General features: G+C 71.5%; 14 protein-coding genes and 1 pseudogene. 9 read left to right on the top strand and 6 right to left on the bottom strand.

Annotation, left to right across the window (positions count from 1 at the left end; translation table 11 throughout):
- Positions 1 to 30: 30 nt before the first annotated feature.
- The gene (locus OHS18_RS35030; RefSeq protein WP_328445304.1) at positions 31 to 1,254 is read right to left on the bottom strand and encodes an NADP-dependent isocitrate dehydrogenase; all 1,224 of its coding nucleotides are present in this window, start codon (positions 1,252 to 1,254) and stop codon (positions 31 to 33) included.
- 258 nt (positions 1,255 to 1,512) lie between these two features.
- Between OHS18_RS35030 and OHS18_RS35025 the strand changes: the two genes are divergently transcribed.
- Genes OHS18_RS35025 through OHS18_RS35015 form a run of 3 tightly spaced genes read left to right on the top strand, consistent with a single transcriptional unit; the run spans position 1,513 to position 3,037 of the window.
- Entirely contained in the window at positions 1,513 to 2,022 is a 510-nt protein-coding gene (locus OHS18_RS35025; protein ID WP_328445306.1) for a hypothetical protein, read from the top strand.
- 25 nt (positions 2,023 to 2,047) lie between these two features.
- Positions 2,048 to 2,428, top strand: coding sequence for a DUF2203 domain-containing protein (locus OHS18_RS35020; protein ID WP_328613670.1), 381 nt, complete (start codon positions 2,048 to 2,050; stop codon positions 2,426 to 2,428).
- Positions 2,429 to 2,437: 9 nt separating this feature from the next.
- On the top strand, positions 2,438 to 3,037 hold the full coding sequence (locus OHS18_RS35015; protein ID WP_328445310.1) for a class I SAM-dependent methyltransferase: 600 nt from the start codon (positions 2,438 to 2,440) through the stop codon (positions 3,035 to 3,037).
- 77 nt (positions 3,038 to 3,114) lie between these two features.
- Here OHS18_RS35015 and OHS18_RS35010 read toward each other — a convergent pair whose 3' ends face one another.
- Both OHS18_RS35010 and OHS18_RS35005 read right to left on the bottom strand, forming a co-directional pair.
- On the bottom strand, positions 3,115 to 3,621 hold the full coding sequence (locus OHS18_RS35010; protein WP_328445312.1) for a hypothetical protein: 507 nt from the start codon (positions 3,619 to 3,621) through the stop codon (positions 3,115 to 3,117).
- 130 nt (positions 3,622 to 3,751) lie between these two features.
- Positions 3,752 to 4,165, bottom strand: coding sequence for a DUF2000 domain-containing protein (locus tag OHS18_RS35005; RefSeq protein WP_328613669.1), 414 nt, complete (start codon positions 4,163 to 4,165; stop codon positions 3,752 to 3,754).
- Positions 4,166 to 4,214: 49 nt separating this feature from the next.
- Between OHS18_RS35005 and OHS18_RS35000 the strand changes: the two genes are divergently transcribed.
- Positions 4,215 to 4,994, top strand: coding sequence for a helix-turn-helix domain-containing protein (locus OHS18_RS35000; RefSeq protein ID WP_328613668.1), 780 nt, complete (start codon positions 4,215 to 4,217; stop codon positions 4,992 to 4,994).
- A 57-nt stretch (positions 4,995 to 5,051) separates the two neighbouring features.
- Complete coding sequence (locus OHS18_RS34995; protein ID WP_328445318.1) at positions 5,052 to 5,642, top strand: HhH-GPD-type base excision DNA repair protein; 591 nt, start codon at positions 5,052 to 5,054, stop codon at positions 5,640 to 5,642.
- A 291-nt stretch (positions 5,643 to 5,933) separates the two neighbouring features.
- Here OHS18_RS34995 and OHS18_RS34990 read toward each other — a convergent pair whose 3' ends face one another.
- Positions 5,934 to 7,112, bottom strand: a complete 1,179-nt coding sequence (locus tag OHS18_RS34990; protein ID WP_328445320.1) for an MFS transporter — start codon at positions 7,110 to 7,112, stop codon at positions 5,934 to 5,936.
- A 109-nt stretch (positions 7,113 to 7,221) separates the two neighbouring features.
- Between OHS18_RS34990 and OHS18_RS34985 the strand changes: the two genes are divergently transcribed.
- From OHS18_RS34985 to OHS18_RS48635, 3 genes and pseudogenes are all read left to right on the top strand, one after another.
- Positions 7,222 to 7,545 (top strand): ArsR/SmtB family transcription factor, encoded by a 324-nt coding sequence (locus OHS18_RS34985; RefSeq protein WP_328445322.1) that lies wholly within the window; start codon positions 7,222 to 7,224, stop codon positions 7,543 to 7,545.
- A 195-nt stretch (positions 7,546 to 7,740) separates the two neighbouring features.
- Complete coding sequence (locus tag OHS18_RS34980; protein WP_328613667.1) at positions 7,741 to 8,931, top strand: MFS transporter; 1,191 nt, start codon at positions 7,741 to 7,743, stop codon at positions 8,929 to 8,931.
- A gap of 27 nt (positions 8,932 to 8,958) precedes the next feature.
- Positions 8,959 to 9,135: pseudogene (locus tag OHS18_RS48635) on the top strand (MFS transporter); the annotation flags it as partial.
- 51 nt (positions 9,136 to 9,186) lie between these two features.
- Here the strand turns inward: OHS18_RS48635 and OHS18_RS34975 are convergent.
- A complete protein-coding gene (locus OHS18_RS34975) occupies positions 9,187 to 9,510 on the bottom strand; it encodes a DUF3017 domain-containing protein (protein ID WP_442874308.1) in 324 nt (107 codons plus the stop codon).
- Positions 9,507 to 10,364, bottom strand: a complete 858-nt coding sequence (locus OHS18_RS34970; RefSeq protein WP_328445325.1) for a bifunctional methylenetetrahydrofolate dehydrogenase/methenyltetrahydrofolate cyclohydrolase — start codon at positions 10,362 to 10,364, stop codon at positions 9,507 to 9,509. The genes OHS18_RS34975 and OHS18_RS34970 overlap by 4 nt, the downstream gene beginning before the upstream one ends.
- Positions 10,365 to 10,552: 188 nt before the next feature.
- On the opposite strand from OHS18_RS34970, the gene OHS18_RS34965 reads away from it, so the two are divergent.
- Positions 10,553 to 13,417, top strand: a complete 2,865-nt coding sequence (locus tag OHS18_RS34965) for a TNT domain-containing protein (RefSeq protein WP_328613666.1) — start codon at positions 10,553 to 10,555, stop codon at positions 13,415 to 13,417.
- The last annotated feature ends 29 nt before the right edge of the window (positions 13,418 to 13,446 follow it).

The following is a 13,446-nucleotide window of genomic DNA, read 5'->3' as shown; positions in this document are numbered from 1 at the left end:
CCGGGAAGGGGGCTTCACAGCACGGAGCAATCAGCCCTGGGCGATCTTCTTGGCCAGGTTGTCGTCCAGCGTCGCGAGGAACTCCTCGGTGGTCTGGAACGGCTGGTCCTTGCTGATGAGCAGCGCCAGGTCCTTCGTCATCTGGCCGGACTCGACCGTCTCGACGACGACCTCTTCCAGCTTGTTGGCGAAGCCGATGAGCTCCTGGTTGCCGTCCAGCTTGCCGCGGTGCTCGAGGCCGCGGGTCCAGGCGTAGATCGACGCGATCGGGTTCGTCGACGTCGGCTTGCCCTGCTGGTGCTGGCGGTAGTGCCGGGTGACCGTGCCGTGCGCGGCCTCGGCCTCGACGGTCCGGCCGTCCGGCGTGCGCAGCACCGACGTCATCAGGCCGAGCGAGCCGAAGCCCTGCGCGACCGTGTCGGACTGGACGTCACCGTCGTAGTTCTTGCACGCCCAGACGTAGCCGCCCTCCCACTTCATCGCCGCGGCGACCATGTCGTCGATCAGGCGGTGCTCGTAGGAGATGCCCTTGGCGTCGAACTCGGCCTTGAACTCGGCCTGGAAGATCTCCTCGAAGACGTCCTTGAACTGGCCGTCGTAGGCCTTCAGGATCGTGTTCTTGGTGGAGAGGTACACCGGCAGGCCGCGGTCGAGACCGTACTGGAGCGAGGCGCGCGCGAAGTCCTCGATCGACTTCTTGTAGTTGTACATCCCCATCGCGACGCCGCCGCCCTCGGGGAACTTCGCGACCTCGAACTCCATCGGCTCGGAGCCGTCGTCCGGGGTGTAGCTGATGGTCAGCGTGCCCGGGCCGGGGACCTTGAAGTTGGTCGCCTTGTACTGGTCGCCGTGGGCGTGGCGGCCGATGATGATCGGCTTCGTCCACGTCGGCACCAGCCGCGGGATGTTCTGGATGACGATCGGCTCGCGGAAGATCACGCCACCGAGGATGTTGCGGATGGTCCCGTTCGGGGACAGCCACATCTTCTTGAGGCCGAACTCTTCGACGCGCGCCTCGTCCGGGGTGATCGTGGCGCACTTGACGCCGACGCCGTGCTTCTTGATGGCGTTCGCGGAGTCGATGGTGACCTGGTCGTCGGTGCGGTCCCGCTCCTCGATACCCAGGTCGTAGTAGTCCAGGTTCACGTCCAGGTACGGGTGGATCAGCTTGTCCTTGATGAACTGCCAGATAATGCGGGTCATCTCATCGCCGTCGAGTTCGACGACGGTGCCCTGGACCTTGATCTTGGCCATGAGCAGCGGTGCTCCTTCCGCGGATCTTCGCGTTCTTCTTTTAAGTCTCGCCGGTAGCGGTACAAGCGTACTGCTTGACGCAGCTGGATGGTTCAAGTAGTGGTCGGCATCAAGTCTCCACCCGTGGATTGTGGCCGGGATCACCGGGCACGACCTGCCGGTCACCCGATCCGACCGCTCGCCGAGCGATCGTCGCGCCGATGGGGTGAACCAGGGCACGATGCCATCCGTGAACTCATCATGCGGGAGGTGACGGCCATGTCGACCCATCGGTACGCCGAATACGAAGACGAATACGACGACTACGACGACACCCCGGACGTGCCAGAAGAACGGCCGCGCCGAGGCGTCGCCCACCTGGTGAGCGCGCTGGGCGGGCTCCTGCTGACCCCGGTCGCGCTGGGCCTGCTGAGCTGGGGCGGGCTGCGGCAGCAGCAGCTGATCCAGGCCACGTTGAGCACCAACCGCGACCCGCTCGGCATCGCGCTGCTGGCCGGCGGGGCGATCCTGCTGCTGGTCGTCGCCGCGCTCGGCGCGCTGTCCGCCACCGGCCCGATCCTGGGCGGGCTGATCTACGGTGTGCTGCCCGGCGTCGCCGCGATGGCCGTCCCCGAATGGGGCTTCAAGCTGGTCAACCTGATGCCGAAGAGCGACATCGCCTACGGCGTCATGGACTTCCTGTTCATCGGCGGGCTGCTGGGCGTGGGCTTCCTGCTCGTCGGCAGCGGGCTGGCCAACGCGCTGGTCCGGCGGCGCCGCGAAGCCTGACGCGCGCCGGTGGCAAACTCGGCGGATGGGACTGTTCACCGTCGCGGAGGCATGTGACGAACTGGCGCGGCTGCGGCCGGTCCTCGACGAACTGGTGCGCGTCCGCGCCGACGCCGCCGAGCTCGCCGTGTCGCTGCGGCCCGGTGGCCGGGCGACGGAACTGGGCGGGCTGCCCGAGTGGAAGGCCGCGCAGGCCCGGCTCGACGACTTGATGACGACGGTCCAGCGCACCGGCGCCGAGCTGAAGGGCTTCGCGCCGCTGCTGGTCGACTTCCCGGCCGAACTGGACGGCGTCGACGTCCTGCTGTGCTGGCTCGAAGGCGACCCCGAGCTGCGGTGGTACCACCGCACCGACCTCGGCTTCGCGGGTCGCCGTCCGCTGAAAACGGCTGGTCGGCCCGGCTAGGTTGGTGTCGTGGACCACGACACCAGAGCCGATTTCTTCGACAGCACAGCCGAGAACTACGACGAAGACACTTTTCACCCTTCGGTGGCGGAAGCGCTGGTCTCGCCCCTGCCGGACAGTCCGGAGCTGGTCCTCGACGTCGCGTGCGGAACGGGCTTCGCGGCGTACGCGGCGTTGCGGCTGAAGCCCTCGCGAGTGCTGGCCGTCGACCTGTCGCCGGCGATGGTCGCGCGGGCCGAGGCGAAGGCGCCTTCGCAGGACCCGTCGGGAGTGATCACGTGGCAGGTCGGGCCGGCGGTGCCGATGCCGGCCGAAGACCACTCGGCGGACGTCGTGCTGTGCGCGTCCTCGCTGCACTTCCTGGGCGCGGTGGCGTTCGCCGACTGGCTCCGCGTGCTGCGACCGGGCGGACGGCTGGCGTTCTCGGTGGTGTCCGGGCTGCGGTTCCGGCCGTCCGGGCCGTTCGGGGCCTTCGTCCCGCGGGATCTCACGTTCCCGGCGGACGAGGCCGAGGCCGGGGCGCTGGCAGCCGGGTTCGTGGACGTTTCGGCGAAGACTTTCACGGCCGGGACGCGGAGCGTCTTCGTGGTGCACGCGACGGCTCCGTGAACCTCGACCTGGCGCGGCTCAGGCCGTGAGGGACACCCTCAGGGACCTGAGCGCCGTGAGGGTGCCCTTCACGCGCGTCAGGCGTGGAAGTGCGCCTCGCCGTGGGTGGCCGGACCGTCCGGCGTGCCGCAGTGCTGGACGAACGTCGCGTCGAGGTCTGTCACCTTGCCGTCGGCCGCCCGGTCGAGGCGGTCGATCGTGAAGTCGGCGTAGTCGTCGCCGCAGCCGAAGTTGCCGGTCACGGTGAAGAAGCCCGGGTTCGCCGTGGCCGGCTCCGACGACTCGCGGTGCCGAGCACCCGGGTAGGCGCCCGGGTGCAGCGTCTCGCCCGCCGGCGCGCTCAGCTCGACCCGCAGGTCGTCGAAGCCGGACTGGACATCGATCTTCAGGATGCCTTCGTTCACCCAGACGCGGATCTCGTCGCCGGGTCCGCTGTAGCTCGCACTGCCTTCCAGCGGCCAGGCGCCGTCTTCCGAGGTGTACACGACCGTCTGGACCGGATCCGCCGAAGCGACCGGCGCCACGGCCAAGCCCAGCGCCAGCGTGGACGCGGCGAGAACACCGTTACGCAGCAAGGATTTCATCAACAACCTCCCCAGTCGGAGCCGCCTCCCGCGGCACTGAAGCGATGATGGCACCGGCCGCGCTCTCCGCACCCGGTTTGCGCCGTTCACCACTTTTCGCCGGGCCTTGCAACCGTTTCCGGCGTTCCGCTCACCGGTGCAGCGACGCGCCCTTGAGGATCTTGTCGACGGCGTTCTTCGGGCCGTGCACCGCGAGGCCCGCCAGGGCGAGCTTCTCCCCCGGGACCGCGCGGACGGCGGCGCGGTTGTCGTCGTCGTTGCCCGTGTGGAACAGCTCGTCGGTGAAGATCGAGAAACGGAGGCCGCGGCCGAGGGCGCGGCCGTGCGCCGCGGTCAGGACATCGCCGGTGCCGGAGAAGACCAGCAGCGGCTGGCCGAACATCGGCAGGTACGCCGTGCCGTCGGCGTCTTCGTAGGGCTCGCCCATCAGCTCGGGCGTGACGTGCGCGATCCCGCTGACCAGGAAAGCCGTGACGTTCAGCCGTTGCCAGGACGCCAGGTCGTCCCGCAGCAGGACGGCGATCTTCGTGTCGAAGGAACTCATGCGAAAAGCGTCGCCCGCCGCCCACGCCTGCGTCTTGTACGTTCTTGACATGGAGGCGCGCGTCTCGGCTTGGCGGCCGGCGGTCCCGGGGATCGCCGAGGTCTTCCACGCGCGGTTCATCACCCACGCCTACCCGCTGCACACGCACGACACGTGGACACTGCTGATCGTCGACGACGGCGTCATCCGCTACGACCTCGACCGCCACCACCACGGCGCGCTCGGCCCGGCGGTGACGCTGCTGCCGCCGAACGTCGCGCACGACGGGCGCGCCGCGACCAGCCACGGCTTCCGCAAACGCGTGCTCTACCTCGACGCGTCGGTGCTGGGCGAGGACCTGATCGGCGCCGCGGTCGACCGCCCGAGCCTCGCCGACGGCCTGCTGCGCACCCGGATCCACCAGCTGCACGAGTCCCTCACCGACGCGGGCGACGCGTTCGAGGCCGAAAGCCGGCTCGCGCTGGTCGCCGACCGGTTGCGCGCCCACCTCGGGCGGCCCGCGTCCCACGAACCGAAACGCGGGCTCGCCGACGACCTGCGAGACCTGCTCGACGCGAAGCTGCCCGAAGCGATGACGCTCGCCGAAGCCGCGGACACCCTCGGCGCGCACCCCGCGTACCTCGTGCGCTGCTTCGGCGCGCGGTTCGGCCTGCCGCCGCACCGCTACCTGACCGGCCGCCGCGTCGACCGCGCGCGACGGCTGCTGCTCGACGGTGCCCCCGCCGCCGACGTCGCCGCGGCCGCCGGGTTCACCGACCAGGCCCACCTGACGCGGCACTTCAAGCGCTACCTCGGCACGACGCCGGCCCGGTACTCCAAACCCCGCTGACGCCGACCCCGCACGATGGAGCACGTTCGGAGGCGCGTCTTGTGTCAAGATGGCGACATGCTGCGTGAACTGCACCTGACCGGCGACCCCGCGGCCGACAAGCTGCTCAACGACGATCCCTTCGCCCTGCTCGTCGGCATGCTCCTGGACCAGCAGTACCCCATGGAGCACGCGTTCGCGGGCCCGCGGAAGATCGCCGACCGGATGGACGGCTTCGACATGGCGAAGATCGCCGCGACCGACGTCGAGACCTTCGTCGAGATGTGCGTCGTACCGCCCGCCATCCACCGCTACGGCGGTTCGATGGCGCGGCGTGTCCACGCGCTCGCCGAGCACATCATCGAGACCTACGACGGCCGCACGGAAGGGCTCTGGACCGCCGGCCGCCCGAAGCCCGACGGCCCCGAGGTCCTCAGGCGGCTGCGGGCCCTGCCCGGCTTCGGCGAGCAGAAGGCGAAGATCTTCCTCGCCCTCCTCGGCAAGCAGCGCGGGGTCGCGCCGAAGGGCTGGCGCGAAGCGGCCGGCGCCTACGGTGACCGCGGCTCCCGCCGGTCCATCGCGGACGTCACCAACGCCCAGACGCTCGCCCAGGTCCGCGCGTTCAAGAAGGCCGCCAAGGCCGCGGCCGAACCCGCGTCACCCGCGTAACCACACCCGCAACGGCCCGAGCGGTGCCGCGCCGTAGCCGAGCGCGACCTCCAGCGCGTCGCGAACGCCGGGGCCAGGCCCGCGCTCCACACTGCCAGCGCAGCCACGAGACCAGCTCCGTCTCCAGCACCCGGACGCGGGGACCGGCGAGCGCGTCGCCGCAAACCGTCCTAAGTGGACCGATACGGCAGGCCGGCGAGTTCGTCCAGCACGAGACAGGCTTGCGCCGATGCCCACCAGGGGAATTCGACGACGGTGTCGAGTGGGTCCAGCACCTCGGGCGGGGCGCGTTCAGCCGACGGCGACCTCTTCGCGGCGTTCGCGCACCCGGCCCCAAGCCAGGCTCACCAGCAGCAGCGCGACGAGCGTCAGCGCGGCCGCGACCTCCGGCAGCACCAGCGGGCCGGCGGAGTCGAGGACCGCGCCGCCGACGACGCCCGACAGGCCGACGCCCAGGTAGATCGCCGACGCGTTGAGCGAGAGCACCAGGCCCGCGTGGCCCGGGGCCAGCTCGATCAGGCGGTGCTGCACCGGCGGGCTGAACGACCACGTCGCCACGCCCCACACGAACAGCGTGACGCCGGCCGCGATCGGCGTCGTCGTCGCGATCGGCAGCAGCGCCAGCACGACGGTGATCCCGGCCGTCACGACGAGCAGCGGCGCGCGTGAACCCCAGCGGTCGGCCGCCCGGCCACCGGCGAAGTTGCCGACCGCCCCGCCGACGCCGTAGCAGAACAGCAGCACCGTGACCGCCGTGCCGTGCACACCCGCGGTCGCGGCCAGCAGCGGGGACACGAACGTGTAGACCATGAACGCGGCGAGGCACCCGAGGACCGTCACGGCCAGCATGACGAGCACGCGCGGGTCACGGCCGGCGGCGAACCGCTCGCTCAGGCTCACCCTCGGCGGCGCGGCGACCGACGGCAGCGCCAGCCGCACCGCCAGCGCACTCGCCAGGGAGAACGCGGCAACCAGCGCGAACGCCGGCCGGTAGCCGAGATGCTGCGAAATGAGGCTGCCCAGCGGCACACCGAAGATGAGCGCGACGGTCAAGCCGCCGAACACGAGCGCGATCGCGCGGCCCCGGCGTTCGGGGCTGGTCAGCTGGGCCGCGACGGCACTCGCCGCCGGGGTGAACACCGCGGCACCGATCGCCGTCACCACCCGGGCCACCAGGAGCGTGCCGTAGCCGGGCGCGAGCGCGGCGAACAGGTTGCCGGCCGCGGTGACGACGAGCGCGGCGACCAGCAGCGTGCGCCGTTCCCAGGTGCCGGTGACGGCGGCGAACAACGGCGAGCCGATCGCGTAGGCGATGGCGAACGCGGTCACGAGCTGCGCCGCGGCGGTGGCCGAGACGTGCAGCTCGCCGGTCAGCGCGGGCAGCAGCCCGGCGACGATGTAACCGCTGGTCCCGACGCCGAACGCGCCGAAGGCGAGGACCGAGATCCTCGAGGACGAGGGTGCAGACATGGGTGAAGCCCCCAAGCGGAACAGGTGATTGGTTCGACGAACGTCGTAGTTCGACGACTACCGTACTACGCGGTGGCGACAATTTCGACCGGCGTCGTACTATGAACTCATGGCCAAGTCCGTGACGCTGCCGCCGCTCGTCCACCCCGAGCAGGACGAGATCACCATCGAAGGCGTGCTCCGCGCCCTCGCCGACCCCGTGCGCCTGGGGATCGTCCGGCAGCTGGCGGCGGAAGGCCGCGAGATCGCGTGCGGCGGGCTGACCGTGCCGGTGACGAAGTCCACAATCACCCACCACCTGAGCATCCTGCGCCAGGCCGGCGTCGTCGCCGGCCGCCAGGAAGGCACGACGCGGTTCAACTCGTTGCGCCGCAAGGATCTTGACGCCCTGTTCCCGGGCCTGCTGGACGGCGTCCTCGCGGCGCCTCGCTGACCGGCGCGCCCCGGGTGTGGATCGTCACCCGATATCGGGATGACAACGACCCCCCTCGTCGGTTGGACTGTGGGTAGGGCAGCTCACGGCGTCGATGCCGGGTAGCTGTCTTCCTTTTTGCCCCCGGACTGAACCGATCCAGAGCCTGAGATCGAGACGGCCGGGTAATCGATTTCTCACCTTGGAAGGAGTGCCGTGCCCGTCGCGCTGCTCGCGCTCGCCATCGGAGCTTTCGGCATCGGGACCACCGAGTTCGTCATGATGGGCGTGCTGCCCCAGACGGCCGCCGACTTCGGCGTCGACATCCCGACCGCCGGCTACCTGATCTCCGGCTACGCCCTGGGCGTCGTCGTCGGCGCCCCGCTGCTCACGGCAGCCGCCGTCCGATTGCCGCGCAAGACCATGCTGCTGGCCATGATGGGCCTGTTCACGCTGGGCAACGCCCTCTTCGCGCTCTCGCCGAACCAGGAGTTCGGCGTCGCGTTCCGGTTCCTCGCCGGGCTGCCCCACGGCGCGTTCTTCGGCGCCGGCGCGGTCGTCGCGTCCGGTCTCGTCGGCCCCGGCCAGCGCGCCAAGGCCGTCTCGATGATGTTCCTCGGGCTGACCCTGGCGAACGTCATCGGCGTGCCGCTGGGCACGCTGCTCGGCCAGCAGGTCGGCTGGCGCGCCACCTTCGGCGTCGTCGCCGTGATCGGGCTGGTCGCCGCGGCCGCCATCGCGAAACTGGTGCCGCACCAGGGCAAGCCCGCCGAAGCGTCGCTGCGCACGGAGCTCAGCGCGTTCAAGCGGCCGCAGGTGCACCTGGCGCTGGCGATCGTCACGTTCGGGCTGGGCGGCGTGTTCGCCTGCCTGAGCTACATCACGCCGATGCTGACCGACGTCGCCGGCTACTCGCCGTCGAACGTCACGCTGCTGCTGTCCCTGGCCGGCGTCGGCATGACGATCGGCAACCTGCTCGGCGGCCGCCTGGCCGACAAGGCCCTGATGCCGGGCCTGTACGCGGCACTGCTCGCGCTGGCCTGCGTGCTGGGCATCTTCACGATCACCGCACAGGGCAAGGTCGGCGCCGCGATCACGATCTTCTTCGTCGGCGTCGCCGGCTTCATGATCGGCCCGATGATGCAGGCGCGGATCATGGAGAAGGCCGGCGGCACGCCGTCGCTCGTCTCGGCGGCGGTCCAGTCGGCGTTCAACATCGCCAACTCGATCGGCGCGTACCTCGGCGGCCTGGTCATCGCCGGCGGCCTCGGCCTGGTCGCCCCCAACTGGGTCGGCGCCCTCCTGGCCGTCTTCGGACTCTCACTGGCCATCGTCTCGGGCACCTTGGACCGCCGCGAAGCCCGCGTCAAACGACGACGTGAACGCGAACTCGCGATGGCGTCCTGACACCGACATCGCCGCAGTGCTCGATGCGGCGCGTACCTCGGCGGCCTGGTCATCGCCGGCGGCCTCGGCCTGGTCGCCCCCAACTGGGTCGGCGCCCTCCTGGCCGTCTTCGGACTCTCACTGGCCATCGTCTCGGGCACCTTGGACCGCCGCGAAGCCCGCGTCGAACGACGACGTGAACGCGAACTCGCGATGGCGTCCTGACACCGACCCCCAAAAGCGGCACTTTCGCGTGAAAGTGCCGCTTTGGGCGTCCTAAGAGGAGCTGAGCGGGCCGCCGATGATCGTCAGGGCGACGAACAGGATCAAGGCGGCCAGGCCCACGTAGGTGACGATGTCGACGGCCTTACCGCGGATCGCCAGCAGCCCGGCCTTCTCCGTCGACAGCACCGCCCGCAGCACCGCGGCGACGAGGAGCGCGGCGCCGATCAGCGCCGCGCCCTCGCGCCAGTGGTACTGGAAGATCCGCAGGGCGGCGACCGCCACGACCACCAGGACCGCCGCGAACGGCAGCTGCGTGAACCGCGGCTGCCGTGGCCGGCGGTCCCGCTGGTCCTGCCGGTCTTCGGTCATGGTCATCGGGCCTGGACCGAGCGCTCCGCCGCTTCGACGACGTTGCTCACGAGCATCGCCCGGGTCATCGGGCCGACGCCGCCGGGGTTCGGCGAGATCCAGGCGGCCACCTCCGCCACGTCCGGGTGAACATCGCCGGTGAGCTTGCCGTCCACGTGGGACACACCGACGTCGAGCACCGCGGCGCCCGGGGCGACCATGTCCGGCGTGATGATCCCCGGCACACCGGCCGCGGCGACCACGATGTCCGCGCGGCGGACCTCGGCCGCGAGGTCGCGGGTGCCCGTGTGGCACAAGGTGACGGTGGCGTTCTCGCTGCGGCGGGTCAGCAGCAGGCCCAGCGTGCGGCCGACGGTGATGCCGCGGCCGACGACGGTGACGCGCGCGCCGTTCAGCTCGACGCCGTGGCGCCTGAGCAGCTCGATGATCCCGTACGGCGTGCACGGCAGGGCGCCGCGCTGACCCAGCACCAGGCGGCCGAGGCTGACCGGCGCGAGGCCGTCGGCGTCCTTCTCCGGGTCGATGCGCTCGAGGACGCGGTTGGCGTCGAGGTGCTTCGGCAGCGGCAGCTGGACGATGTAGCCGTGACAGGCCGGGTCGGCGTTCAGGTCGTCGACGACGGCCTCGAGCTTCTCCTGGGTGATGTCGGCCGGCAGGTCGCGGCGGATCGAGTTGACGCCGATCTTGCCGCTGTCGGCGTGCTTCATCCGCACGTACGAGTGCGACCCCGGGTCGTCCCCCACCAGGACGGTGCCCAAGCCCGGCGTCACCCCCTTCGCGGCCAGCGCCGCGACGCGCGGCTCGAGCTCCGCGAAAATGGCGTTCTTGGTGGCTTTGCCGTCGAGAATCTTCGCCGTCACGAGGTCCATTCTGGCAAAGGGGCGCCCGCGCGTCGCTTCCAGGCGTACGCGGTCGCAGCCCGTAAACTCATCGCCACTCCCGGAGCGCCCGTCCGTGATCTTGTCCGCGACCAACCTGTGATCTATGGCACGTCGCATCACGCGAGGTCAGACCGGGTGTCGCGGGGTAGCCGAGCGGCAAAACCCACATGCGGGGTGCACTCGCGCGCGCGAACAGTCAAAATGTCCCCGTGGCACAACCGACGACGCAGCTGAACGCGACGGAGCAGGACACCCTGGTCAAGCAGATCGGGCTGGCACTGCTGCGCGCCGCCCCCCGCGACTGGCGCAAGGTCAGCGCGGAGTACCGAGCCGTCGGGAGGTACCACGAGCTGACCGGCGAGATCGTCACCGAGGACGGCACGGTGCACGAATGGCTCGCCACCCACGACATCGCGACCCTCTTCGGGCGGTTGCGCGGGGGGATGTACCGCGACGGCCGGGGTACCTGGTTCAACGCGCGGTACCAGCTGGACCACCCGTCCAGCTACAACCTCGAGTACAACCGCGACGAACCCGTGTGGAACCTCGCGCCGCCCCCACAGGCCTATTCGGACGAACTGCGCATGTTCCCCCGCACGGAGGAGAACGTGCCCGAGTGGCTGATCCGGCGGATGTCCGGGCTCGGCCCGGAGCAGCCGGGGCCGCACTTCCGGATCGCCCGGATCTTCGACACGATCGGCCCCGCGGGCCGGCCGGTGATCAACCGGCCCGACCTCGAGGTCGACGAGCAGGACCGGATGCTCGAGTACCTCGACCGGGCTCCCCTGGTCGTCACCGAGCGCGGCTACGACATCGACCGGCTGGCGCAGACGCCCGAAGCCACCGTGCCGGTCGCGTTCCACAGCGACGGCCAGTGGATCTGGCCCGCCGCCGTCAACTTCTACCTGCAGAAGTACGGCGTCTCGCCGGAGCCGGACCTGGTCGAGCACGTCCGCGCGGTCGGCTTCAAGCTGCCGCCGGTGGACGAGCCGACGCTGCAGGCCGCCGGGGCGTACCTGACCCGGGGCAACCCGCAGCAGCAGCGTCCTGCCGGGCCGCCGCCGCAGGGACCGCCTCCGCAGCAGCAACCGCAGGGACCGCCGCCCCAGCAGCAGGCCCCCGCGGGCCCGCCGCCGGCCGCCATGGCCGCGCAAGCTCCCCCGGCCCCGCCGGTACCGCCCGTGGCGCCGCCGCAGCAGCACCAGGAGCCGCCCGCACAGGTCGAGCCGCCGCTCCTGACGCACGCGCCCGTGGAGCCCGAGGCCCCGGCCGAGGAGCACTACGAGGATGACGCGTACCCCGCCGCGGGCGAGCCGCAGCAGGAGTACTCCGAAGAGGGCTACGACGACCAGGAGTTCGACGACCGCTTCGCCGAGGACGACCAGTACGCCGAAGACGGCCACTACGAGCCGGCCGGGCACGCCGCCGGGTCGAACGGCACGACGCCGGAGCCCGGCCGCGTGCCGGACCTCGACGAGACCGCGGAGTACGTCCCCGACCAGCCGATCGGGCAGGAGGAACCGGCGCACGACGGCGTCGCGTTCGACTCCGGTCGGCCGGAGCCGGAAGACGCCTTCCCTGCAGGCCGCCACGAAGAGGCCCAGGCGGACGACGAGCCGGCCCACGCCGTGTTCGAGCCCACGCAGGACGCCGCCGGGCGGACCGTGTTCCAGCCGCCGGTGCGGGACGACGACGGGTTCGACACCCACGACGACCACGACGCACCCGACGACGAGACCGCGCGCTCCGCGTTCGAGGCCGGGCAGCCCCGGCGGGAGGACGAGCCGGCGCACGCGGCCGCGTTCGACCCCGGCCCGCCGACCATGATCACCCAGCCCGAGGTGCCCGGCGTGCTGCCGGTGCCGGAACCGCCGGCCCCCCAGCCGGCCGTCCAGGCGCCGCCGCAGGCCGAGCCCGCACCGCCGGTGGCCCCCCGGTCGGGGCGGCGGGCGCTGCGCCGCGAGACGCCGGACCACCCGGTGCTCGCCGGGCTGCAGTCCAAACTGGACGAACTCGACGTCCCGGAGAGCGGCTACAAGCTGGGCGAGCCGGCCGAGCACGGCTGGAGCGTCGAGGAAGTCGACGACGGCTGGCGCGTCGGCTGGTACGACGGCAAGCTCAGCAACCCCGCGGTGTTCGGCGACGCCGAGGACGCGGCCGCGTTCATGCTCGGCAAGCTGCTGCTCCACCCGGAGGGCCACGTGCCCGCCGAGGAGCCGCCCGCGCCGGAGCCCGAACCGGAACCCGCGCCCGAGCCGGAACCCGCGCCGCAGCGGGTCGTCGCGACGCTGTCGCCGGAGATCGCGACCGGCTCGTACCCGGTCCGCAAGCCCGAGCCGGTGCCGCCGCAGGAGCAGACGGCGTTCACCAGCGCCGAGGAGCTGTTCGGCGACCTCGAGGACGACGAGCCGCCGACGCCGGTGCGTCAACCCGGCCCGCCCGCGCCGGTGCCCGCCGGCCCGGGAGGTCCGGGAGGTCCGGGTGGTCCGCCGCCGATGGCGCAGCAGCAGGCCGGACCGCCGCCCGGGGCCCTGGCCCCGCCGCGTCGTGAGCCGCCGCAGTCCGCGCCGACGGTCCTGGCGCCGGTGCCCCAGGGCGCCCCGCTGGTCCCGCCGGGACAGGGGCGGCCGGAACCGGCCCGCCCGGCCGTCAACGGCGGTGGTGGTGGCGGTAACCAGCAGTGGCCGATCGGGCCGATGTCCGGTGAGCCGCCGCTGACGCTGTTCCGCGGCAAGGAGCTGCGCGAGCTGCCCGCGGGCAGCGAGCTGGACCGCTTCGGCGGCCCGAACGGCAACCTGACGTACGCGGCGGGCACGCCGTTCGCCGAGCGGTCGCTGGTGCCGGAGTGGATCAACCGCCCGTACCACGTGTACCGGGTGCAGCGGCCGCTGGAGACGCTCGCCGGCGTCGCCATCCCGTGGTTCAACCAGCCCGGCGGCGGGTCGGCGTACCTGCTCCCGGCGTCGATCGAGGAACTGGTCGCCGACGGCGCCCTGCTCGAGCTCGACCCGGGCGAACCGCCGATCGACTGAGTCCGTCCACGAAGCCGGCGGTGAGCACC

Source organism: Amycolatopsis sp. NBC_00355, from assembly GCF_036104975.1.
Classification (GTDB): Bacteria; Actinomycetota; Actinomycetes; order Mycobacteriales; family Pseudonocardiaceae; genus Amycolatopsis.
This window is presented reverse-complemented; position numbering and strand designations above follow the sequence as displayed.